Origin of the sequence: Paenibacillus sp. FSL P2-0173, from assembly GCF_038008045.1 — a bacterium.
Classification (GTDB): domain Bacteria; phylum Bacillota; class Bacilli; order Paenibacillales; family Paenibacillaceae; genus Paenibacillus; species Paenibacillus polymyxa_B.
The window spans coordinates 570,041-593,149 of the sequence record NZ_JBBOYK010000002.1 but is presented as its reverse complement, the minus strand read 5'-3'; the positions used below and the strand labels follow the sequence as shown (position 1 = coordinate 593,149).

Genomic DNA, 23,109 nt, shown 5'->3' with positions numbered 1-23,109 from the left:
GAGATCAGTGTTTTGCAAGCATTAAGAGATAAGCTTCGCTGTAAGGAAATATGGGCGGTCGGTGCGAACCGATATCGGAACCCGGATGATGACTTATCTACCGATTTTGAGGAACGACGTGAAGAAAACTACAAGGCCCTAAAGCAATCTTTGGACGCCCATGTCTTTATTGAAATGCTGAAACAAGCTATGAAAGATGGATTGGAGAAAATGGATCGCGGGCTATCCAAAAACGAAAAAGTTCGAATTACAGAGAAAGGGAATGGTTGGATCAGTTTATCACCTTTAGAACCACAAACAGAACCCGTTAATTTATCCCGTGTAAAGTCAGAGTTACTACGACCTGATACTTCCCCAATTTTGAAAACAAAAAAATCCTTTTAATTTGTAATTTCCCTTATCACATTCCTCGCCAAACGTACTTTCTCTGGACTCGACTTTTTGAGCATCGTAATAATTTCTATAATATCTTCATCAGACTCCACAATTTTGGGGTCCTCGCTTACATATGAAAACAACTGAACTAAGTTTACGTCTAGTGCTTTTGCAATTTTAGCTACATTTATCAAAGAAACATTCTTTTCTCCACGTTCGATCTGTCCAATGTATGTAAAATGAAATCCACCTTTTTCCCCAAGAGCTTCTTGTGAGAGACCTTTTTCTTTGCGTAACACTCTTATTCTAGCCCCAACTAGCTTTAGTACTTCTTTGTCCTGCATTTATCTACACCCCTTCATACTAAAAAGTGTAGTCAAGATTTTCTTGGGTAAACATGAGATTAAGAATCGTATATTCAGCATTGATTATATCTATAAGTATTATTTTAGAGTATAATAAGACTAATATTGAAATTCTCTGGAGGAATAGATATGAAAGAAGCTCCTTCTACCTTTATTCCAAGTTCCACTCAACCGTCCAGACCCTCACAACACCTACATAATTCAATAACCGATTTCCACACTCTATCCCAATACCACATGAAACTAGCCCGAATTCTGCACAAGCACAACCAACTCCAATGTTGCATTATCCTAAGTGACTGGGCGTTAACCTCCATGTTAAAAGCTATACATATGAAAGAAAACAACAGCCTTTTCCCTCCCGGATTCCTGTCTATGACTGATCTGCTGCACTTATTACATACCGAAACCAACCCGGGATTGGATGTTGTTGTATTTATAGGTACCACTCAATTTCTTTCATCCCAGTTAGAAACCCCGCTCCTTTAAAAAATGAAGTACAAGGATGTGAGCAGGTTACTGCGAAGAACGGACGACATTCTCTGCCAGTTGTCATCCCGAGTGATTAGCGATCCATCCGAGACGTATCAGTCCATTTTCTGAATAGCCCTTCCATGGCAAATAAACTTGCCAATTCGCCCTGTCGTAATCCGCTTTTCTTCATACGATAAGAGTAAGCTTTAACGCAAGGAGGGATTCAGACATGGGTGAAGTAGGTTACGGTGGAGCATGGACATCCACAGGAGCGATTTTGGTATTGTTCATTTTGTTGGTGATTATTACTAAGTCGTTTCTGATCTAACAGCAGGTTAGCATCGCTTAAATCCACAAATCGGCCTTCTTTCACGACATCGTGAGGGAGGGCTTTTTTATGCAGAATGGGTGTTAGTCCTGTATGTTGTCTGGCTCTGCAAGCATTGTTATACTTTACATACAGGGAGATTTTCCCTCAAGTATATAGCAATACGGATAGCGTAAGACGTGGAAAAACGGAAATTCGCTGACCAAAATCAGGAGGATCGGATGATGAATATGGCAAGCAGTCCATTTCAATTTACGACAGACACGGCGACTCTCTGCCTATTTGATACGCAAGCACTTAAGCATCGTTTGGACGATGATCCGGATTGGTGGTCCATCGAAGAGGACGAGCTGGGCGAGTTGAATGCGGGAAATGTAGCTTTTTTGAATCTGGGAGTCGACGGGACCTATGAGGTTGTGATGACAGATCATATTGACAAGCCTGCTGTACGACTGTTTTTGAAGGTTCCCTCAGGTAACCTATTTATTGGAGCAGGGGAGGAAGCCACAAGTGGTGGACTGGAGCCTGAATGTGTATGGGGAGGGACGTTCCTTTCTGTGCAACCCGGACTTTATGAATGCTTGGCGAGCAGAGAAGACAATCGTATTTATCTTTCTTTAAAAAAAGGAAGCGAAGGCACCAATAGCTTTACGGGTCTGATTCGATTGTAGGTTGCAGGATCAACCCGTAATGGCCCATACAAGCCACCTGAACAGGTGGAAGCAGGAACAACCGGAACCGGGGAAAATGGAAAAAGGGCTATCCCCACGGCTTACACATCCGTGAAGACAGCCCTTTATCCGTCTATTGATACTTTACAATAATGGCATTGCTGATTTGGCGGCCGGGTGTGGTGAGGTAGGAGCCGTTGTAATACAGCCCGCTGGAAGCACCGCCGTCCAGATTCATGGCCTGATAAGCTCCGGCCTGTTTCATCATTTGGGCGAGCTGCGGTATAGTCGCTCCGCTTGTGGTCAGGAGGATCAGCTTATGATCCCGACTCATTCCTATTGCGCTGCGGGCGCCGCCGCCTGTTAATATTTTTGGGTCCTTGAAGCCTTCGGCTTTGACATTTAGGGAAACCTGTCCATTTGTGACCAGACGAGGCCCAGCTTGCAGGGCACCTTCGACGTTACCTTGGCTTAACCGTTGTTCAAAGGCAGAACCTGACACCAGTTCAGCTAAATGGTTCGCATCGTAGGTGAAGACTGTCCGTTGGTCGCCGGAGCTTTTTTTCAACATCTTTCCGTGACTGACCAGGTAGCCGTAAGGCGTTTTGTAGGAGCTTTTGGTATAGGCGTCAAAGAATGTACCATTTATGGCTACAACCGCTTGATTACGTTTGGCGAGACTGCTTAAGTCTTCCACTTTGCCGATAGTATTGCCTGCCAGAGCCACATCCAGGCTTACCTTGGGATGGAGCATAGAGATGGTGACCACCTTAGCGGAAAAGGTACGAGATCCGACCTTGAAGCTTTTATGAGCCGTCGTAATGGGTGTAGTATTTCCGGGTAGCTTACCGGTAAGTACCGGAAGCGTGACGGACGTTGTACCCTGCTTAATGCGTACAGCTGAGGTTTCCTTTTGCCATGAGACTTGCAGGTTTAGATATTGGCTGATGAACTGCAAGGGTACATAGGTCGAACCATTATCGGTAAAAGGAGCATTTTGCAAACGGACCGTTTGATCGTTCACTTTGGCAGTAGATTTTCCGGCAAATAGGGTAATCCGAGTATTGCCTTGCGCAATTTCTATTTTTTTGTCCGCTGCCGTCATGTTGAGTGTGATCCCTTCATAGTTGTTCAGGAGACGAAGCGGGATGAAGGAGTGGTTACTCTGGTCCACATAGACCAGCATAGGTGCTGGGGCAGCAGCGTAGATCGGGGATACAAGTAATAGCAAGGACAGGATAACAAGTGCGGTGATTCTTTTCATGAATAGATCAATCTCCTTATGTAGTCTTGACACTTTACGAGGTGCTTGTAATTATATCGGGTTTTATAAGTTGTAAATGTATGTTATGCGAATTTTGAGTGTTTAGCTGATATAGGAAGCGGGAGGTTGGAGATGAGCAGGTATGAGACAAGACTTGAGGATTACCGTCGCAGAGAGCGCCCGTCTTATCGTGTATTTGAAGGATTACAGGAATTGGTGCGTAGCGTGGGGCAACTGCATAATAACTGGTTATATGTGAATGTGGATCAATGGGATCAGGACCCTGTTTACACACCGATTTATTATTGGGATGAGCATTGGCTAGAGGAATGTGCAGAGGAGGGTACAGCCGTAACCAACGAACAGGACGAGTATATTCCCAAGTGGGTGCCGGATCGTCAGGTTCAAACCTGGTTTGAGTTGGCGACCTTCGAAAGTATTGTAGAAGTCCTTAAGGCTGCTGGACAGCCAGTGACGCTTCAGATGGTGATTATGGCGGTAAAATACTATGACAAACGAGATGCCTATCTGGACTATGAAGAGGTGAAGGCAGTGACAGACCTGTGGTCTGTGCTGACAAAGGTGAGAAACCACCTTACATAATGAACAAAGCCTGTAGAACAAACAGGGCATACATACACTGGATGGGGGAAGCAAATGAGTTGGTTGAATCATGAAATGGCAGCAAAGTGGCGACAGGAAGGAAAAAGGTATGCCGCAGATGTGAATGAATTTATCAGAGTCGGCATGGAAAGTGAATGGCAGCAGGAGCAATCAGAGCCAAAGCAGGACGAACGCCCCAAGATGGCTAAAGATATTTTTCGTATGATTCAGGAGGCAAATCAGGCTGGTGAAATGGAGCAGTTACGTCGAGAAATTCCAGCCGCGTCTTGGCCGCTTACACCAGCGTTCGAGGAGGCTTTGCAAGCCGTTAGGCCGATAGCTTTTGTGAATGGAGCCAATGAAATCATTGTACATGCGGGCAATCCTCGGGAACGTGGGACGATCTATGTGACGGGAAAAGATGGAATCTTGCAAATCCCCGGACTGCATCGAGTAGGCTGTTCGCCGGACGGGACTTATTTTGCGTTGGTGGATGGACAGGGGATTCGTATTGTTCGTCAACCGGACCGAAATCTGCAAGGAGAAGAGACAGCACATTTTCAGTGGAAGGATATACAAGGACGCTTAAAAGCATCCATTCCTGGTCTGGAGTGCTTGGGAGATGAGGAGCATCCTGAAGATATATTAGATGAAGTGATCCCGTTTGGCGATGGACAGCGACTTCTGCTGGTTTGCGGTTACGGTGTTTATTTGCTGGGTGTTGATCAGGTGGATTTGATCCATCCCAAGGCGTCTGAACGAAGAGAACTAGAGCTGGAAGACACGATTGTGGATATGGCTCATGGAGCTGTGTCGAGGGATGGACGCTGGATCGCTTACGGCAGCCAGATGAGTGAGCATATGCTTATGGATCTGTCCGATAAGACGGTGCATACATTGGAGCCAAGTTCTAGTTATCCGCATTATGCCCTATTTTCCAAAGATGATCTGGACGTCTGGTACAATGCCTGTCATTTCTATAACGGTGCCACCATTCAAGTATCGATTGCTGAGGTGGAGCAGGGTCTTGCTCAGAATAAGGAAGAATGGCCGATAATCAATGAAGAAATGCGAGTATACGCCGCAACAGCGCTGACACAAGGATCTATTTTGGGTGATGCCTACGGTTATCTCCGTCTGATTGACAGGAAGGGTCGTGAACTTTGGCGCTATTTTGTCGGCAGTACGATATCCGGGCTGGCAGTTACACCTGATGAAGGTATGTTGGCGGTTGGAACGTACGGAGGTATGCTTCATTTGATTGATTTGCAGAGCGGCACGAAGGACGAATATAGCATTGGCACCGCGCCAATTCACGAGACAGCGCGTTGGGTGATCTGGCGGAACTATGAGCCATTGCGCTGGTAATACTAATATTCCGCAAATGGTGATAAAAGCAAGTTCTGATAAGCTGAACTTAAAAAGTGTAGTAACACATGATTACAATGCTATTTTCAGATAGAGGGCATTTGGCATTAACCCATGATGCAAAATGTGAATAGAGAGGAAAGAGGTGTGAGGACATGGACAAGAAAGCGGATATTCGTACATCCATGAAGGAACTATTTGCTCAAATGGATGAAGCCTTTTTTATGGATGTGGAAGAAAATGTACCGATTGAAATGCGTGATGGGAATGTCGACGAGGAGGGATGGATCAAATGGAAGCCTCTCCCTTCACAGATTACTGAACAGGAAGTTCGGGAGATGGAGGAAAAATACCATTTTGAGCTGCCGCCCCTGCTGAGGAGTTTTATCATGGCCTACCATTATGTATCTTTACAATTCGATAATGAATCCATTCCGGGAGTATACTGGAGCGATTGTACGTTTGTTGAGTTTCCACGTCTGCCTGTAGGTCAAGGCTTAAAGGCATTTTATGATTTGATTAATCAATGGTCACCTCTGCTGTCAGCAGGCTACATTCCTTTTGCAATAGCAGAGGACGATCAGGGTCCCGTTTGTTTAAATGCAGGCAGCAGACATAAGGACGGCGATTATCCTATTGTTTGGTTCTTTCATGAGGACCTACAGCATTTGAATGAGGATGAGCTGCGAATCAGGAGTAATCTGCTTCCCCATGTACAGGGGCTGTTTCCATCTTCTGTCGAAATGTTTAACGTGATGTTTAAGTACATTAGACACTAGCGATTTCCTAAAATGTAATTTTACTGCTCAGCCAACCGAGATATTGACATAAAAAATGAGGAATGTTATAAAAAAGGTAGGCTAGCACTCGAATGATGGGAGTGCTAACAAAGTTGAATCGTTTGCATAGCTCATATCTGCTGGCCTTACATAGGTTCATATCTGAAAGGAGATATCCGAATGGAGAAAAAACAGTTTCAGGCTGAGTCCAAGCGTCTGCTAGAAATGATGATTAACTCGATTTACACGCAAAAGGAAATTTTCCTAAGAGAGCTGATCTCCAATGCAAGTGATGCGATTGACAAAATTTATTACAAAGCATTGACGGATGATCAACTGGTCTTTGACAAAGAAAATTATTATATCAAAGTAACTGCCGATAAGGATAACAGAACGCTAACCCTGCGTGATACCGGGATTGGTATGACCAAAGAAGAACTAGAAAATAACCTGGGTGTTATTGCTAAAAGCGGCTCACTGGCATTCAAAAATGAAAATGAATCCAAGGATGGTCATGATATCATCGGTCAATTCGGCGTCGGCTTCTATTCAGCTTTTATGGTAGCCGATGTGGTTACAGTGACTACCAAGGCTTTGGAAAGTGATACTGCTTATAAATGGGAATCCACAGGTGCAGACGGGTATACCATTGAAGCAACTGAGAAGGACGAGGTCGGAACCGAGATTGTTCTGAAAATCAAAGCAAACACCGAAGATGAGTCCTACGACGAATATTTGGACGAGTATCGTTTAAAAGCACTGATTAAAAAATACTCCGACTTTATCCGCTATCCGATTAAAATGGATATTACAGGCAAGCGTCTGAAAGAGGGAAGCGACAACGAATTCGAGGATTACGAAGAAGAACAGCGTATCAACAGCATGGTTCCTATCTGGAGAAAAAACAAAAGCGAGCTGACCGACGAGGATTATCAAAATTTCTATGCGGAAAAACGCTATGGCTACGACAAGCCGCTCCAGCATATCCACGTCAGCGCGGACGGCGCGGTAGTGTACCAAGCTATTCTGTTTATTCCTGAAAATATCCCGTTTGATTTCTACTCCAAGGAATATGAAAAAGGGCTGGAATTGTATGCCAACGGTGTGCTGATTATGGAAAAATCTCCTGACCTGCTGCCGGATTATTTTAGCTTTGTCAAAGGTATGGTTGACTCCGAAAGCCTGTCACTCAACATTTCCAGAGAAATGCTGCAGCATGACCGTCAGCTGAAGCTGATTGCCAAAAATATCGAAAGCAAAATTAAAGGCCAATTGCTGACCTTGCTCAAAAATGACCGGGAGAAATATGATCAATTCTACAAATCATTTGGCAGACAATTGAAATTTGGTGTCTACAACGATTACGGCAGACATAAAGAAACTCTCCAGGATCTGCTCATGTTCTACTCTTCTACAGAGAAAAAGCAGGTTACTTTGGACGAATACGTATCACGTATGCCAGAGGATCAGAAGTATATTTATTATGCTTCCGGCGAGTCCAACGAGCGTATTGAAAAACTGCCGCAAACCGAAATGGTGGCCGATAAAGGCTACGAAATTCTGTACTTCACCGATGATATTGATGAGTTCGCTATTAAAATGCTCTTAAGCTACAAAGAGAAAGAATTCAAATCTGTATCGAGCGGCGATCTGGGCATTGAGCCTGACGAAAACGAGAAAGAAACAGAAGCAGAACAAAACGACAACAAAGAGCTGTTCGAGTACATGAAGGGCTTGCTGGAAGGCAAGGTATCCAGTGTTAAAGCCTCCAAGCGCTTGAAGACACATCCGGTATGTCTGTCCGCAGACGGCGAAGTGACGATTGAGATGGAGAAAATCTTGAACGCTATGCCTAATAACGCCGATGTCAAAGCGAATAAAGTGCTGGAAATCAACATAAACCATGCGGTGTTCAACTCTTTGAAAGAAGCTTTTGCCGAGGATAAGGAGAAAGTAAACCTCTATACGGCATTACTGTATAATCAGGCTTTGCTGATCGAAGGCTTGCCGCTGCAAGATCCGGTTGAATTCACGAATGATATTTGCAAAATCATGGTTTAAAAAGCTTTACTGTATAGAGCCGTTCCCATACTGGGGGCGGCTTTATTTATCATAAACGCTTCTTAAAGCTCCATAATAGGTCATATAGCGCTTACAGAAGAAAGGATGGGCCACACAATGCCGATCATACTCAATACAAAGGAGGGCGATTACATGAGTCTGGATCGAGCCAGCGAGGAACTCCAAAATTTAAACCGAAGTGAGCTTATACAGTTGGTGGAAAAAATCATCAGAGATGAGGGAACAGAAGAGTAAATCGACAGCATGCTGACCATAGTGATGCAAAATACGCCCCATCCGGGGATCAGTAATTTGATCTACTGGGATGATCGTGATTTGAGTGCGGCAGAGATCGTAGATGAGGCATTACGCTATCAGCCCATAATTTTACCCCCACATGAATCTTCTTCATAGGATGCGGAGGGGTGGTCTTTTGTTTAGAAATAAGATAATATTAATTCTTTAGGGCTATGAGCATTATATTCAAAAAAACTTCCGTTAAATGCGTGCTGACTTCCCTGGTATGTATGGGGTAATGTTTGTTTTCTGCACACTTTACGAAGTTTTTATTCCTAATTTTGGGATTTGTAAAGTTTTTGTGACATGCTCCTGTGAATTTTGATACAGCAAATTGTCGTTTTTCTTGATTATTTGGTGGGATGTCTTTATAATCATTTTGTTTGCAAGAATGATTAGCGATTAGCGTATGGAATAAGGAGGTTATTTATTTTGGGAAAAGCATTGATTATTGGCGCCGGTGGCGTGGCCAGCGTTGTGGTGCATAAATGTTGCCAAAACCCAGATGTATTTGAAGAAATTTGTATCGCAAGCAGAACTGTTGAGAAATGCGATGCGCTTAAAGAGAAGCTGGGTGGAGGTCGTACGAAGATACAAACGGCTCAGCTTGATGCTGACAACACCGACATGGTCATTGACTTGATTCGAAGCTTTCAACCGGATGTAGTTATCAATGTGGCTCTCCCTTATCAGGATTTGACGATAATGGATGCTTGCCTTGAGACAGGTGTTCATTACGTTGATACGGCGAACTATGAACCGCCGGATACGCCGAAGTTTGAATACAGCTGGCAATGGGCCTACAAAGAAAGATTCGAAAAAGCAGGAATTACAGCTCTGCTGGGCAGCGGTTTTGATCCAGGCGTAACTGGAGTATTTACGGCTTATGCTCAAAAGCACTACTTTGATGAAATTCATACGATTGATATTGTGGATGCGAATGCAGGGGACCACGGATATCCTTTTGCAACTAATTTTAATCCGGAAATCAATATTCGTGAAATTACGGCGAAGGGCCGTTACTTTGAAAACGGAGAATGGATTGAAACTGAGCCACTTTCTGAGAAAAAGGTATACGACCTTCCTGAAATTGGACCGAAAAATATATATCTTTTGTACCATGAAGAACTGGAATCTCTTGCAGTGAATATTAAAGGCGTGAAAAAAATCCGCTTCTGGATGACGTTCTCGGACAATTATCTGAATCATCTGAATGTACTTCAAAACGTAGGCATGACTTCTATCGAGCCTATTGATTACGAAGGACAACAAATCATTCCACTGCAATTCCTGAAAGCTATTTTGCCAGACCCGGCTTCTCTGGGACCAAGAACAAAAGGCAAAACGAACATTGGTTGCATCATCCAAGGTGTGAAAGATGGAAAACCAAAAACGTATTATGTTTACAATGTTTGTGATCATGAGGAATGTTATGCAGAGGTTGGCTCTCAAGCCATTTCTTACACAACTGGTGTTCCTGCCATGATCGGCGCAATGCTTATTATCAAAGGTATCTGGAAAAAACCAGGCGTTTACAACGTTGAGGAATTTGATCCAGATCCATTTATGGAAGCACTAAATAAACACGGATTGCCATGGCAAGAGAACTTTACGCCAACGTTGCTTGATTGAGGTCTGCGATGAATATTGATATTACAGGACTTCCATCACCTTGTTATCTTGTTGACGAAAGACTTCTTGTCAAAAACCTTGAGGTTTTAAATTCCGTTCAAGAGCGGACAGGCTGCAGTATTTTGCTCGCTCTTAAGGGATTTTCGATGTTTTCGACCTTTCCTCTGGTTGGCAAATACTTAAAAGGCGTAACCTCCAGTTCGTTGTTCGAAGCACGACTTGGTCGCGAAAAAATGGACAAAGAGGTTCACGTATACGCACCTGCTTATGTTGACAGTGAATTTGATGAGCTATTGGAGTATGTTGACCATATTGTTTTCAACTCCTTTGATCAACTGAAACGCTACAAAAGCAGAGTGCAAGGCGTAACTTCCAAAAAAATCGACATCGGCATTCGGGTTAATCCAGAATATTCGGAAATCGAAACGCCGCTGTATGATCCTTGCTACAACAACTCCAGAATGGGTGTGACTCTGGCTAACTTTAGACCTGAGGATCTGGATGGCGTAGACGGTATTCATTTTCATACGATGTGTGAACAGAATTCAGATACGCTAGAGCGCACCATTAAAGTCGTGGATGAGAAATTCGGACCATACATTAAGAACATGAAATGGCTCAATTTCGGCGGCGGCCACCATATTACCAGAGAAGACTATGATCTGGACACGCTGGTACGCTGTATTCAATATTTTCAAGATAAATATGGTGTGCAGGTTTATTTGGAGCCGGGCGAAGCTATTGCTTTGAATACTGGATATCTGGTGGCTACCGTATTGGATACGATGAAAAACGGAATGGATATTGCCATTTTGGATACTTCGGCTGAATGTCATATGCCTGATGTACTGGCAATGCCATATCGCCCGAACATCATCGATGCAGGCCAGCCTGGCGAGTATGCTTACACCTACAGACTTGGTGGACTTACGTGCTTGGCTGGAGATGTGATTGGAGACTATTCCTTTAAAGAGCCATTGAAGCCGGGAGACAAGCTTGTATTCTGCGACATGGCCCATTACACGATGGTCAAAAACCACATGTTCAACGGAGTCAACCTGCCAGCCATCGCCAGCTACAACGACGAGGAAGGCATTAAGGTAATCCGTCAGTTCTCCTACGAGGACTTTAGCTCGCGTTTGTCGTAAGGCTTACACAGGGGTAAAAGAACTAAGTGCACTGAATAGAATGACTGAACTACAAAAGCCTCGCCCCTTAAGAAAGGGGTGAGGCTTTTTGGCGTAGTTAGTGATTTATTGATTTTTATTTGCCTTCTGTATGTATCCAATATAACAGCAGGCATTAAATAATGATTAACAATTTGGTAAGTTACATAAATTTAATTAGTCTACCTTACAACTTCAGAAGAGATTTTATAGTCAAATATATGTCCTCCAGGTTGAAGTCCTAACGCAGTGACGGTCAAGTAGTAGTCCTTACCTTTTTCAAGATCTGCGTTTAAAAAATATTGACCGTTTCTTGATCTTTTAATCTTTTGACTATTACTATCGTAAAGAGTTAGTTCCAACCAAGAATCAGGATAACTGTCGCCCTGAATAGTAAACTGAATTTCGTTTGATCTAGAGGCCATAATTTTATATACATCGTAGTTTTCAAAAGTTCCTTGTACTTTTTCCCCGAGGGTTCCAATGACAGCATCAGTTATAAAATAATAGTTAGCTTGTTCAAAACTATCATTTGGTTCCTGTTCATGATATTCAAGTAAGGAGGTGAGATTTGATTCCTTTGCTACTGGTACAGAATTTGCATCTTCAGCAAAAGCGGCACCTGCAGAAGTGCTTAGCAAAAGTGTAAGACCTAATGAAGCTAACAACGTTTTTTTCATGAATAAGATTCCTTTCTTTTTTAGGATTTATATTCATTTATATGAATATATTAGTAGCCAACGTGAACTATTGTATATTAATTACCAGTAAATTGGAATAATAAAAGGGATATTTATCAATAAAATAAATATAATAGAATATTTTGTTACAGAATTGCATTTCGCTTGTTTACAGGTTTTTTTCAGGACTTCTGTTTAAAGGTTAGGTTTCTTGGAGGAAAATATATATGGTATACTCATTGGATTAGGAACAAACTTCGACATGAGTTGGGGAAATAAATTGTAACGATAGGCAGAGGTGAATTGTACATGTTCGACCCTACGGTTTTTGATAATTTAAAAGTGGCTATGGAAAATACGGTTTACGATCTGGATAATTTGGATTCACGTATTGACATTACACAGCGGATCGACAGATTGGAAATGTCCGTGATGTCACGTGAATTTGCTGTCCAATTCAGACTGAGAGAACACCCGAGTGTGACAGCAGAGATTCAACTAAAGGCGGATTTAAACAACTTGGCTGCGGAAATTTTGGAAATCAAAGATCAAGTTCCGGGATGTGTCTTGTTGCTGAGTTTTTACATGGAAATTCGTGAGATTGAGTCACAATGCAGCCGGATTGAAAATATACTGGCCGAAAATTGGAAGCCCGATCTTAGACCGGTACAAACCCTTAGTCAGATTTACGGAGAGAAGACGTCTATGTACCAAAACAGGATTGAACTCCGATTTTCCAGACAAATTAACGAAGATCAGATGGAAGACATTCCAGAGCTGTTGGAACACATATTGCTGACGCTTATGGAATTAAACAAGGTCTAAAGGGTTAGGGCCCTAATGTAAATGACATTAGTAGACCAACAAGTTAACGTTAGAGGAGTTGAAAGTATAAATGAATGAACTAGAATTCTCTCAAGTATATGCGATTATGGAGGCTTCTTTTCCTGAAACGGAATGCAGAACATCCGAGTCACAAAGGGCTCTGCTTCATCATCCATGTTATCGTTTACTTACCAAAAAGGACGAACAAGGGCAAATAATTGCTTTTTTGGCGGGATGGGAGTTTACAGATTTTCGGTTTGTAGAGCATATTGCCGTAGATTCGGCTATACGAGGTGGCGGGTTAGGTAAAGAGCTTATGAGCAAGTTTATTTCACAGTCCGGTAAACCGGTAGTACTGGAGGTTGAGCCACCAGTGGATGAATGGACCCGGAGAAGAATTGGTTTTTATGAACGTTTGGGATTTCATCTGAACCATTTTGACTATGTACAGCCTCCTTTAAGAGAAGGACAGGCTGATCTGCGGCTTCAAATAATGAGCTATCCAGGTGCGCTGGCTGAACAGGATTTTGCTCCGTTTAAAGAGATTTTATATACCGAGGTCTATAGGTTAAATAAGAAGACTATATAGCTAAAGGTGTTTCATTATCGTTAATGTTTTGTCCATGCCATCACAAATTCTTTCTCGTCAGTTTCGGCATCAACAGATTCCGCTTGAATGGTAAATCCATTTTTAGTATAGAAGCTAAATGCTTTCGTGTTCGACTGGTATACCTTTAATTGAATCTCATTATGTTGCTTCTTCACCCAATCTAGTAGTAACTTGCCATAGCCTTTTCTTTGAGAACCAACACGTATAAACAGAGCCGCCAAGTATCCATCCAACATGGAAACAAAGCCGCCAATGCTATGATCATCTTGTATGATAACGTAGTTTTGAGCGAGGGGAAGGTACCTGTTTTCCATCTCGGTAACTTGTGATGCCCAATACTGCGGAGCAATAAAATGATGGGCTTCTATGGAAGCATCCAGCCAGATGGCTGTCAACTCGTTGAGCTCTTCCACATTTGCGGGTCTAATCGACATCGTATCTCCTCTTTCACAGTGCAGTATGTAATCTTATAGATGATGTTGAAATAAAAAAGACCGTCCGAGGACGGTCTTTCTACCCGTGGCGCTTAATTAAAGCTTTGATCCGTATCCCGCGCCTCCGTCAACTCTGTAAATTAGAGAATAACGGACCGGGTAAGGGATACGCTCAACATGCGATTATTGATGTTGACGCACCTCCTTTCCTGATGGACCCATTTTACCATATATGGATTGTGATATCCAGTGATTTTCTTATATTTGCGGAAATGATTCATAGAAAATACAAAATAAAAATGGCTTGATTTTATGTTCTATGGAAGATATAATCTTAATTACGGTGACTGAAAAACATCGGTGTGAGTACATAATATGCGGTCGTGGCGGAATTGGCAGACGCGCACGGTTCAGGTCCGTGTGGGCTAACCCCCGTGGAGGTTCGAGTCCTCTCGACCGCATCATAGCCTAACATTTACAGGTTCTTGGATTGGCTGGATGCCACCAAGAGCCTGTTTTTATATGGTTAAGATGCGTGTACCATTATAACTATTTTATTTATACTGAAATATATATTTAATATAGTCCTTTGCACTCTGATTAATGTCTTCGTCGCTTGCTTGAAACGAGGCTCCGAAGACAGCGAAATAGGGTAATGTTATCGCGCCAACATGCACTGCGCTTGCTTTAAAAGGTGCTATAACTTCATCTACAGTAAAAGAAACGGAACCAGTAGGTGAGTAATTTTCTTTTTTATCGCCAATGGACATGGCTATCCCTAGCTTCTTTCCTTTTAACTTATCACCTTGTGAACCATAAGCCCATCCATGAGTAAAAACATCATCCATCCATTTTTTTAATAAAGGCGGGTAACTATACCAATATAAAGGGAATTGAAATATGATATTACTATGTGCTTCAAGTAACTTTTGCTCTTTCAAAACATCAATGCTCCAGTTTGGGTACTCTTTATAAATTTCGTGAATTGTAATTTCATTGGTATATTGAAGTAATTCTCGTTTCCATCTGTTATTTACTCTAGAATCTTCGATATTGGGATGAGCTAAAATCACAAGAGTTTTCATCATAAATCACCTTTCTTACGTAACATATTTGCCTTTGTAGATGCTCTATTATTATTCTGTATGCTTCAAAAAAAGTAAATACACACAATAAAGTAAGATAGTTACTTGAAAGTGTGCATTGGACTTAGAGTGAAGATACGCAATTATAAAATTAATTAGATAAACTTTGTTATTTTTAGCGTTGAAGAGGTGGTACTATGAAACAATATAATTTAGGCATAGAAGCAACACTTGAGATCATCGGAGGTAAATGGAAATCATTAATCATTTGTTTATTAATGTCTGGTAGAAAAAGGACAAGTGAATTACAGCGTAGTATTCCGGGCATTTCTCAAAAGGTTCTTATACAGCAACTTCGCGAACTTGAAAAGGATGGTATCATAGGTAGACATGTGTATAATCAAATGCCTCCAAAAGTGGAGTATTATATAACGGAATATGGAATTACAGCAAATGAAATTATTGACTTAATGTGTTCTTGGGGAAGGGCTAATATCCAAATAAGACAACAGCAAGGAGAAGATGTGATGTTGTTAGAAAATGATTCAAAATGAATAGTGGAGTAAAAAAGCGTTGTAGACTATGATGTTTACGACGGTTTTCTTCGGCTGCCTTCAAGTGCTAGGTTATATGTTGAGCCGCAAGCTGATTTGCTATATAGTTATGACTGGACAACCATTACATCCATATTAAATGAATGCTAAAGTAGGGGGACCCTTGCAATGATTATTAAACCGAAAATTCGTGGTTTCATATGTACGACTGCACATCCTGCAGGATGCGCGGCTCATGTTAACCGTCAGATCAACTACATCAAAGATAGCACATCAATACAAGGAGCTAAAAAGGTACTTGTGATCGGAGCATCTACTGGATATGGGCTGGCTTCTCGTATTGCTGCGAGCTTCGGTCTGGGAGCGGACACCATAGGGGTATCCTATGAACGTCCCGCATCAGAGGGGCGCACGGCTTCAGCAGGCTGGTACAATACGGTAGCCTTTGAAAGAGCGGCCAGAGCAGCTGGCTACATAGCAGAAAGCATTAATGGAGATGCTTTTTCTCATGAAATTAAGCAGGAGACGTTGAAGCTGGTAAAGGAAAAGCTGGGCAAGGTAGACCTGATTGTGTATAGTGTCGCTTCACCGCGACGGACACATCCCGATACGGGTGAGACCTTTAATTCCGTTCTCAAGCCTATCGGACAGTCTTTTTCTAATAAAACAGTGAATACGAATACAGGTGTCGTATCAGAAATTACGCTAGAACCGGCTACGCAGGAGGAAATTGAGAACACCATTACGGTAATGGGTGGCGAAGATTGGTCCTTGTGGCTGAAAGCGTTGGAAGAAGCTGATCTGCTGGCTGAAGGGGTAACCACACTGGCTTACTCGTATATTGGTCCCGAAATTACGGAGGCTATCTATCGTAAAGGAACCATTGGCCAAGCTAAAAATGATTTGGAAGCTACAGCACATACTTTAACAAGGCAATTGGAGCGTTATCATGGAAAAGCTTACGTTTCTGTGAATAAAGCTTTGGTTACACAATCCAGTTCGGCTATTCCAGTCGTACCTTTGTATATTTCTTTGCTGTTTAAGGTCATGAAGGAAAAGGGACTGCACGAGGGATGTATTGAGCAGGCACAACGTCTGTTCGAGACGCTATACAGTGGGTCCACTGTGGAAACGGATGAAGAAGGACGCATCCGTCTGGATAACTGGGAAATGAGAGACGATGTGCAGCAGGCTGTCAAAGCAGCTTGGTCCGAAATCACTACAGAAAATGTATCTGAATTAGGCGATCTCGAACAATACCGTCTGGATTTCCTTCAATTATTTGGATTCGGGTTTGATGAAATTGATTATGAATTAGATGTTAATCCAGAGGTTGATACAACTTTATAAGTGAATATTTGTAAAACAAAAACGGGTACTCTCAAGCGATGCAATTGCTTAAGAGACCCGTTTTTTATGTATATTGGCAAAAAAACAAGTTGCACTCGTTTCACTAACAGCATTTATCGAGAATTAGACGTGGAAAGTGACTTACGGTGCAGCAAGCGAAAAACGGCAATGGTAATGACAATCCCCGCAACGCCAAAGACTGCAACAGAAGTCAGTGCCCGATAAGCTTGCCAGCCGAACAAAAAAGCAATACCACTGCCAAACGTTGTACCTGCCAGTAACCCAAGTGCACAGGCAATATCCGTTCCAAATTTCATAAACATGTTCCTTTCGAATATATAAATTAAAAAGTAACTTGTACTTTTTCGCTGGACTTGGACACACACTTGTGCGTACAATTAAATAGTAATCGTTTTCAAACGGAATCTATTAATCATTATGGATCATTCTTGTGCAAATTATTCCTTTTTCAGGAGGCTGATGAAATGAATATGAATGAGCAGATCAAGCTGTGGAACGAAGAGGCGCAGGCTAGTAACGCTGATCATCCTCACCGAAAGGTTGAATTGTTTATTGAGGTACGGGATGGAGCACTGGAGTCTGTTGTTCCTTATCTGAACCAACAGGATTATCGTCATGTAACTCTGGTAGAAGATGAGCATACTTCGGCGGCGGCTGGAAAAAAAGTAGCTGAGCTGATTCGTGAGGCAGGTTTGACAGTTGATGTAGTCCGCTTACCTCCGAATGCTGTAGGGGATGTGATTGCTGATGAAACCTACATTATGAAAGTGCTGCTGGGTGTGGCGGATAATAGTCAGGCTGTACTTGCTGTAGGCTCCGGCACGATTCATGATCTGGTTCGCTTCGTATGTTATAAAATGAATCGTCCGTTCTTGTCAGTTCCGACGGCTGCTTCGGTGGATGGTTTTACCTCCGCAGGCGCACCACTAATTGTGGACGGCAGCAAGCAGACATTCCAAGCAGTTCCGCCAGAGGCGATCTTTGCTGATTTGTCCGTGCTGGCAAATGCGCCACAGACGATGACTGCGGCCGGTTTTGGCGATATGCTCGGTAAGTTCACCTCACTAGCGGACTGGCATGTTTCCAGAGATTTGGGAAACGAGCCATATTCACCTGTGGCTAATCGCATTACTGAGGAGGCTCTGCGTGACTGTGTAGAGCATGTCGACGAGATTGCGGCAGGCAGCAAGGCTGGTGTCGAGGTATTGATGAATGCGCTGATTGCATCTGGTATTTCGATGCTGATGATAGATCATTCCCGTCCAGCGTCAGGGGGAGAGCACCATATTTCCCACCGAATTGAAATGGATTTTATTGCAGAGGGACGCAAGCAAGTTTTGCATGGTGCCAAAGTAGGCGTAGCATCCGCATTGCTGTCTGACCTGTACAGGGATTTAGCAGCCAGTCAGGATGTAGAGGCTTTTAAGGTGTATCGGGCTTTGCCTACGTCGGAGCAGATGCGTGCATGGCTGGCTCAGGTCGGAGGCCCATCTACCATTGCCGAGCTGGGGGTTACGGAGGAACAGCTTGCGCGTGCATTGCGCACGGCCCATACCTTGCGTGATCGCTATACTGGACTCAAGTATATGAATGAACATCAATTGCTTCGTTCGTAATGTGTAACATCTACACAAATTGTCCTTAGATATTCGGCCAGTTATGTGTGGCAAGGAAGGGATAAGCGAATGGGTTTACACCTCCGGCAGCAATACGACGATATCCTGTTCCTGTAACATTTGTATGTACAAATGAACGGTATGCTATAATCGTGGAATATGAACAGGTACACGATATTGCAAGTACGGAGGAAATTATGGCGCCCAAATATATACAAGTTAAACAAGAAATTTTGTCCTGGATTCATTCATCTAAACTGGAACCACAAAGCCAGCTTCCATCTGAGCATGAAATGTCTGAACAATTTGCCGTTAGTCGGCAAACGGTGCGTCAGGCGCTGGGTGAGCTGGTGCAGGAAGGCTGGCTGTTTCGGATGCAGGGCAAGGGAACCTTTGTCGCGACACGGGACAGCAAGCAGCCCGAAGATCCAAAGACGATTGGAGTCGTTACAACCTATATATCGGATTATATTTTCCCATCCATTGTACAGGGAATTGAATCCAAATTGAGTCGCCAGGGATACAAGATGCTGCTGTCAAGCACAGGTAATGACCCTGAGCAAGAAAGTCAGTGCCTAGAAATGCTGTTAAGTCAACCGCTGAGCGGAATTATTATTGAACCGACCAAAAGTGGAGAGCGTAACCCCAATCTGAACTATTATTTAACCGTGGAAAATCGCCAAATCCCTTATTTGATGATCAATGCGCGTTATGAGGAAATGGATGCGCCATGTCTGCGAGTAGATGATGAAAAGGGTGGTTTTTTGGCGGCCGAGCATCTGATTAAGCTGGGACACCGACGCTTGGCCGGATTTTTCAAAACCGATGATATGCAAGGAATTCTTCGTATGAAAGGATTTGTGGCTGCTCACCGCAAATATGGAGTGACATTACACCCGAACGCAGTAACGACTTACCGGACAGAAGAAAAAAATGAGATTCCGCTACAACGTGCGTCGAGGCTGCTGGCGATGGAGGCGGGAGAGCGTCCTACTGGATGGGTGACCTATAATGATGAGTTGGCTGTTCGACTCCTGGATATTGTACGTTCGGCGGGCCTGAACATTCCCAATGATCTATCGCTGGTTGGGTTTGATGATTCATTTTTGGCGACAGCAACGGAAATCAAGCTAACGACAATTCGACATCCAAAGGAAGAATTGGGGTTACGTGCTGCCGATACCATGCTGTCGATGATTGAAGAGAAGGGGTACCATGAAGAAGATCGTCAGTTAATTCTACCGCCTGAGCTCATCGTTCGTGAATCTACGGGGCCTGTTCAGGTAATGCCTGGAGAAAACTAGGCAGGGAGATCAGTCTTAACATGTAAGGACAAGTTAGTAAGTGTACAGCTTCAACGCTTAATATTTGATGGGCATGTTTTTCGCCATACCGAACAGTCTGTTTTCTGGATTGCAGAAATAGACTGTTTTTGCTATGTTTTTTCTGAAAATGAGTACATAAATCTATCGAGAAAATACATAAAAAAGACTAGCTAAGTTGTACGTACAAGCATATAATGAAAGCGGAACCAAGGATAAAGGGTCGTTAAGACCTTCCTGTAATTTTCCATTTGAAGTTAGTTTCAGTCACCTCCTCCATTGCAGATTTCAGAAATGATAGTAAAAGGTGTGTTTTATACATATTAGAACAATTGAAAAAGGAAGTATGGGAGGCCAATTTGGCTCTTCCAAGGAGTGGCCTATGAAGAACTGAAAGCGGAGCAACTGGTTGTACTGATTCTACAAGGCGATATTGTCGAGGTTGACCTTCGGCCTTCGTCAGATACGCCTACACATCATCTGGCACTATACCGTTCTTTCGTTCGGAATCCAGAATTCACCTTAGTGGATCTGGCGCTGCTGGGTAAGCATTTTCTGCGCAAGCATGGGGCGAACGCTTATGATGGTCAACGATAAAGGAGGAGGCACACAAATGAGCAAGTATACAATTGGTGTCGATTATGGAACGGAGTCTGGCCGTGCGGTCATTGTTGACCTGTCTGACGGAGCTGAAATTGCTACACATGTAACACTTTACCGTCATGGAGTTATTGATGAAGTATTGCCTGGTAGCAGACGCAAGTTGGATATGGATTGGGCGCTGGAACATCCGGCTGATTATATTGAAGTGCTGACTATTTCTATACCTGCCGTTATGAAGGAGACTGGCATTTCTCCAGACGATATCATCGGGATCGGAATTGATTTTACAGCATGCACGATGCTGCCGATCGACGCGCAAGGACAACCGTTGTGCTTTGACGAGAACCTAAAAGATAACCCGCATAGTTGGGTGAAACTGTGGAAGCATCATGCAGCACAGGATGAAGCGGACCGTTTAAATGCCATTGCCTCGCAGCGAGGAGAGGCCTTTCTGCCCCGCTATGGAGGGAAAATTTCTTCCGAATGGATGATCGCAAAAATTTGGCAAATTCTGAACGAGGCACCGGACATTTATAATCAAACAGACCGCTTTGTAGAAGCGACCGACTGGGTAATTTCCCAGCTCAGCGGGGAACTGAAACGTAATCAGTGTACAGCTGGCTACAAGTCTATTTACCATCATCGCGATGGTTATCCGGATCGTGAATTTTTCAGAGCGCTCGATCCGCGTCTAGATAATTTGACGGATACGAAGCTGCGCGGTGAGATTTATGAATTGGGTGCCCGTGCGGGTGGATTAACAGAGGAGATGGCTGCAAAACTCGGACTGAACCCGGGAACGGCAGTAGCGGTAGGCAATGTGGATGCTCATGCGGCTGTTCCGGCAGTAGGCGTCGTCACACCAGGCAAGCTGGTGATGGCGATGGGAACTTCCATTTGCCATATGCTCCTCGGTGAGGAAGAAAAAGAAGTAGAAGGTATGTGTGGCGTTGTAGAGAACGGAATTATTCCGGGCTATTACGGGTATGAGGCTGGACAATCGGCGGTAGGAGACATTTTCGCATGGTTTGTGGAACATGCTGTTCCGGGCGAAGTGAAGGAGCAGGCAGCTGCGGAAGGTGTGAACGTCCATGTATGGCTGGAGCGTAAAGCGGCTGAATATAAACCGGGCGAAACCGGATTGCTGGCACTCGACTGGTGGAACGGTAACCGTTCTTTGTTGGTTGACACCAACCTGACGGGGCTGATTGTCGGATATACGTTGCTGACGAAGCCAGAGGAAGTGTATCGTACATTGCTGGAAGCAACTGCGTTCGGAACACGTAAAATTATCGATGCATTCCATCATAACGGCGTGCCAGTAGACGTATTGTATACGTGCGGTGGATTGCCGCAGAAAAATCGTCTTTTGATGCAAATTTATGCTGACGTAACCGGACGGGAAATTAAGGTCGCTGCTTCTACCCAAACTCCTGCGTTGGGTGCAGCCATGTTCGCAGCAGTGGCTGCGGGAGCTGAAGCTGGAGGGTACGACGATATCGTCGTAGCAGCGCGTCATATGGCGCGTGTACGGGACGAGAGCTTCAAGCCGATCCCTGAGAACGCGGCCGTGTATGATAAGCTGTACGAGGAATACAGCCGTCTTCACGACTACTTTGGACGTGGAGGCAATCCGATGATGAAAAAGCTAAAGTCCATCAAGGAAGAAGCCAAACGTTCAACTGAAACGGCAAGCATTCATTCTTAAAAAGCTGACAAAATATAAGCAAGAAGTATTTAAAGGTCTGTTATCTAAAAAGCACAGTGCGCCGAGGAATCGGCAGACTGTGCTTTTTTGCATTTTTATATTCTGTGAATTACATGATGTGAAAGTCTCAGCGGATGAAAGATGGTAATGCGTTCCTTTCAAAGACTTTCATGAAAATTACAACTATTTCTCTTTTACGGACATTTTTACTTTTTCAGCATGGCATCAGCAAACAAAATGGATTTTGGAATACGGAAAAACTGTTCCGCCTGATCCTGGAAGGTTTGCGAAGGAACGGTACCCTGATGCAACCATTTCCGAAATGTACCGGGGTGAACACCAATCCAATGACTCACATCGGTCACCGAAATATCATGTACCATGCATAGACCCGCCAAGATCCGATTTTTAACCGGAGAACGAGTCACAGTCCGTTTCATAAAACGGGACGGCGCTGGTTGACAGATGAGTGGTGAACGCCGGACAACCTCTTCATTAAATAGAATATGGTGCGGATAACCAAGTGTATTACACGTCTTTTCCAGATTAGTGTTGCCGGGAATGCGACCTTCATATACCCACGCACTGACACTACGGGAGGAAATGGAAAGCTCCTCGGCAAGTTGGGACAGTTTAATGTCATTAGCCATCAAAACGGCAAGCAAAACGCGATTGCGCACTTGACAGCGTGTTGGTTTACGAAAACGTTTGACACGCACACCTTTTCCCAAATATTTGCGATTGATCAGAGACCACGCCTGAATGGAATGTTTATCTTGTTGTTTAGGCATATACCCTCCGATTTTTTTTAACCACATACTACTATACCCGAAGGGGGGTTTGCAAGTGACTCCTCTCCTGATTTTCTTTTAATCCCATGGGCTTAACCGGTTTATGGAAAATAAGGTCCATTTGGCC

The 23,109-nt window shown here is 43.6% G+C and carries 24 protein-coding genes, 1 tRNA gene and 1 pseudogene; 19 read left to right on the top strand and 7 right to left on the bottom strand.

The genetic code is table 11. The features are described from left to right. Positions 1-12 precede the first annotated feature (12 nt). On the top strand, positions 13-384 hold the full coding sequence (locus tag MKX30_RS12965; RefSeq protein ID WP_340958426.1) for a hypothetical protein: 372 nt from the start codon (positions 13-15) through the stop codon (positions 382-384). Here the strand turns inward: MKX30_RS12965 and MKX30_RS12960 are convergent. Beyond that, positions 381-719 carry a helix-turn-helix domain-containing protein gene (locus MKX30_RS12960; RefSeq protein ID WP_023987960.1) on the bottom strand — a complete coding sequence of 113 codons (339 nt, stop codon included), beginning with the start codon at positions 717-719 and terminating at the stop codon, positions 381-383. The two genes, MKX30_RS12965 and MKX30_RS12960, sit on opposite strands and share 4 nt — an antisense overlap. Positions 720-1,443: 724 nt before the next feature. On the opposite strand from MKX30_RS12960, the gene MKX30_RS12955 reads away from it, so the two are divergent. Together MKX30_RS12955 and MKX30_RS12950 are read left to right on the top strand one after the other, a co-directional pair. Further along, on the top strand, positions 1,444-1,542 hold the full coding sequence (locus MKX30_RS12955) for a hypothetical protein (RefSeq protein ID WP_014599622.1): 99 nt from the start codon (positions 1,444-1,446) through the stop codon (positions 1,540-1,542). A 221-nt stretch (positions 1,543-1,763) separates the two neighbouring features. Next, on the top strand, positions 1,764-2,213 hold the full coding sequence (locus MKX30_RS12950) for a DUF6386 family protein (protein ID WP_341062884.1): 450 nt from the start codon (positions 1,764-1,766) through the stop codon (positions 2,211-2,213). A 133-nt stretch (positions 2,214-2,346) separates the two neighbouring features. Here MKX30_RS12950 and MKX30_RS12945 read toward each other — a convergent pair whose 3' ends face one another. Then, positions 2,347-3,477 (bottom strand): phosphodiester glycosidase family protein, encoded by a 1,131-nt coding sequence (locus tag MKX30_RS12945; RefSeq protein WP_341062883.1) that lies wholly within the window; start codon positions 3,475-3,477, stop codon positions 2,347-2,349. Between the two features lie 132 nt (positions 3,478-3,609). Between MKX30_RS12945 and MKX30_RS12940 the strand changes: the two genes are divergently transcribed. The 7 genes from MKX30_RS12940 (at position 3,610) to nspC (ending at position 11,365) form a co-directional block, all read left to right on the top strand. Then, the gene (locus MKX30_RS12940; RefSeq protein ID WP_053325130.1) at positions 3,610-4,080 is read left to right on the top strand and encodes a DUF7716 domain-containing protein; all 471 of its coding nucleotides are present in this window, start codon (positions 3,610-3,612) and stop codon (positions 4,078-4,080) included. A gap of 54 nt (positions 4,081-4,134) precedes the next feature. Beyond that, positions 4,135-5,448, top strand: coding sequence for a PQQ-binding-like beta-propeller repeat protein (locus tag MKX30_RS12935; RefSeq protein ID WP_339201785.1), 1,314 nt, complete (start codon positions 4,135-4,137; stop codon positions 5,446-5,448). A gap of 155 nt (positions 5,449-5,603) precedes the next feature. After that, a complete protein-coding gene (locus MKX30_RS12930; RefSeq protein WP_341062882.1) occupies positions 5,604-6,227 on the top strand; it encodes an SMI1/KNR4 family protein in 624 nt (207 codons plus the stop codon). A gap of 180 nt (positions 6,228-6,407) precedes the next feature. After that, positions 6,408-8,288 (top strand): molecular chaperone HtpG, encoded by a 1,881-nt coding sequence (gene htpG, locus MKX30_RS12925; RefSeq protein ID WP_341062881.1) that lies wholly within the window; start codon positions 6,408-6,410, stop codon positions 8,286-8,288. Between the two features lie 264 nt (positions 8,289-8,552). Continuing rightward, complete coding sequence (locus MKX30_RS12920) at positions 8,553-8,702, top strand: hypothetical protein (protein ID WP_252508810.1); 150 nt, start codon at positions 8,553-8,555, stop codon at positions 8,700-8,702. Positions 8,703-9,017: 315 nt separating this feature from the next. Further along, positions 9,018-10,217 carry a saccharopine dehydrogenase family protein gene (locus MKX30_RS12915; RefSeq protein ID WP_013309649.1) on the top strand — a complete coding sequence of 400 codons (1,200 nt, stop codon included), beginning with the start codon at positions 9,018-9,020 and terminating at the stop codon, positions 10,215-10,217. 8 nt (positions 10,218-10,225) lie between these two features. Then, positions 10,226-11,365 carry a carboxynorspermidine decarboxylase gene (nspC, locus tag MKX30_RS12910; protein ID WP_023987969.1) on the top strand — a complete coding sequence of 380 codons (1,140 nt, stop codon included), beginning with the start codon at positions 10,226-10,228 and terminating at the stop codon, positions 11,363-11,365. Between the two features lie 200 nt (positions 11,366-11,565). On the opposite strand, the gene MKX30_RS12905 is transcribed toward nspC, so the two are convergent. Further along, on the bottom strand, positions 11,566-12,063 hold the full coding sequence (locus tag MKX30_RS12905) for a hypothetical protein (RefSeq protein WP_341062880.1): 498 nt from the start codon (positions 12,061-12,063) through the stop codon (positions 11,566-11,568). A 309-nt stretch (positions 12,064-12,372) separates the two neighbouring features. Here MKX30_RS12905 and MKX30_RS12900 point away from each other — a divergent pair, with 309 nt between their 5' ends. Both MKX30_RS12900 and MKX30_RS12895 read left to right on the top strand, forming a co-directional pair. After that, positions 12,373-12,888 carry a hypothetical protein gene (locus MKX30_RS12900; RefSeq protein WP_341062879.1) on the top strand — a complete coding sequence of 172 codons (516 nt, stop codon included), beginning with the start codon at positions 12,373-12,375 and terminating at the stop codon, positions 12,886-12,888. Between the two features lie 70 nt (positions 12,889-12,958). After that, positions 12,959-13,477 (top strand): GNAT family N-acetyltransferase, encoded by a 519-nt coding sequence (locus MKX30_RS12895; protein ID WP_023987972.1) that lies wholly within the window; start codon positions 12,959-12,961, stop codon positions 13,475-13,477. 20 nt (positions 13,478-13,497) lie between these two features. Here the strand turns inward: MKX30_RS12895 and MKX30_RS12890 are convergent, their stop codons facing one another. After that, positions 13,498-13,932 carry an N-acetyltransferase gene (locus MKX30_RS12890; protein ID WP_341062878.1) on the bottom strand — a complete coding sequence of 145 codons (435 nt, stop codon included), beginning with the start codon at positions 13,930-13,932 and terminating at the stop codon, positions 13,498-13,500. A gap of 377 nt (positions 13,933-14,309) precedes the next feature. Here MKX30_RS12890 and MKX30_RS12885 point away from each other — a divergent pair. Further along, positions 14,310-14,393, top strand: a tRNA-Leu gene (locus tag MKX30_RS12885). Positions 14,394-14,486: 93 nt separating this feature from the next. Here the strand turns inward: MKX30_RS12885 and MKX30_RS12880 are convergent. Next, positions 14,487-15,017, bottom strand: a complete 531-nt coding sequence (locus tag MKX30_RS12880) for an NAD(P)H-dependent oxidoreductase (RefSeq protein ID WP_341063006.1) — start codon at positions 15,015-15,017, stop codon at positions 14,487-14,489. 197 nt (positions 15,018-15,214) lie between these two features. On the opposite strand from MKX30_RS12880, the gene MKX30_RS12875 reads away from it, so the two are divergent. Together MKX30_RS12875 and fabV are read left to right on the top strand one after the other, a co-directional pair. Continuing rightward, positions 15,215-15,571, top strand: a complete 357-nt coding sequence (locus tag MKX30_RS12875) for a winged helix-turn-helix transcriptional regulator (RefSeq protein WP_023987974.1) — start codon at positions 15,215-15,217, stop codon at positions 15,569-15,571. Positions 15,572-15,739: 168 nt separating this feature from the next. After that, positions 15,740-16,921, top strand: a complete 1,182-nt coding sequence (gene fabV / locus MKX30_RS12870) for an enoyl-ACP reductase FabV (protein WP_341062877.1) — start codon at positions 15,740-15,742, stop codon at positions 16,919-16,921. Positions 16,922-17,034: 113 nt separating this feature from the next. Here fabV and MKX30_RS12865 read toward each other — a convergent pair whose 3' ends face one another. Then, entirely contained in the window at positions 17,035-17,238 is a 204-nt protein-coding gene (locus MKX30_RS12865; protein ID WP_023987976.1) for a hypothetical protein, read from the bottom strand. Positions 17,239-17,406: 168 nt separating this feature from the next. Here MKX30_RS12865 and MKX30_RS12860 point away from each other — a divergent pair, with 168 nt between their 5' ends. From MKX30_RS12860 to MKX30_RS12845, 4 genes and pseudogenes are all read left to right on the top strand, one after another. Then, positions 17,407-18,558, top strand: a complete 1,152-nt coding sequence (locus MKX30_RS12860; RefSeq protein WP_341062876.1) for a sn-glycerol-1-phosphate dehydrogenase — start codon at positions 17,407-17,409, stop codon at positions 18,556-18,558. Positions 18,559-18,755: 197 nt separating this feature from the next. Further along, entirely contained in the window at positions 18,756-19,862 is a 1,107-nt protein-coding gene (locus MKX30_RS12855) for a GntR family transcriptional regulator (protein ID WP_053325140.1), read from the top strand. 338 nt (positions 19,863-20,200) lie between these two features. Further along, positions 20,201-20,381 (top strand): annotated as a pseudogene (locus MKX30_RS12850) (class II aldolase/adducin family protein); the annotation flags it as partial. Between the two features lie 112 nt (positions 20,382-20,493). Beyond that, positions 20,494-22,191, top strand: a complete 1,698-nt coding sequence (locus MKX30_RS12845) for a ribulokinase (RefSeq protein ID WP_053325142.1) — start codon at positions 20,494-20,496, stop codon at positions 22,189-22,191. A gap of 206 nt (positions 22,192-22,397) precedes the next feature. Here the strand turns inward: MKX30_RS12845 and MKX30_RS12840 are convergent, their stop codons facing one another. Continuing rightward, positions 22,398-22,982, bottom strand: a complete 585-nt coding sequence (locus MKX30_RS12840) for a helix-turn-helix domain-containing protein (protein ID WP_007429779.1) — start codon at positions 22,980-22,982, stop codon at positions 22,398-22,400. Between the last annotated feature and the right edge of the window lie 127 nt (positions 22,983-23,109).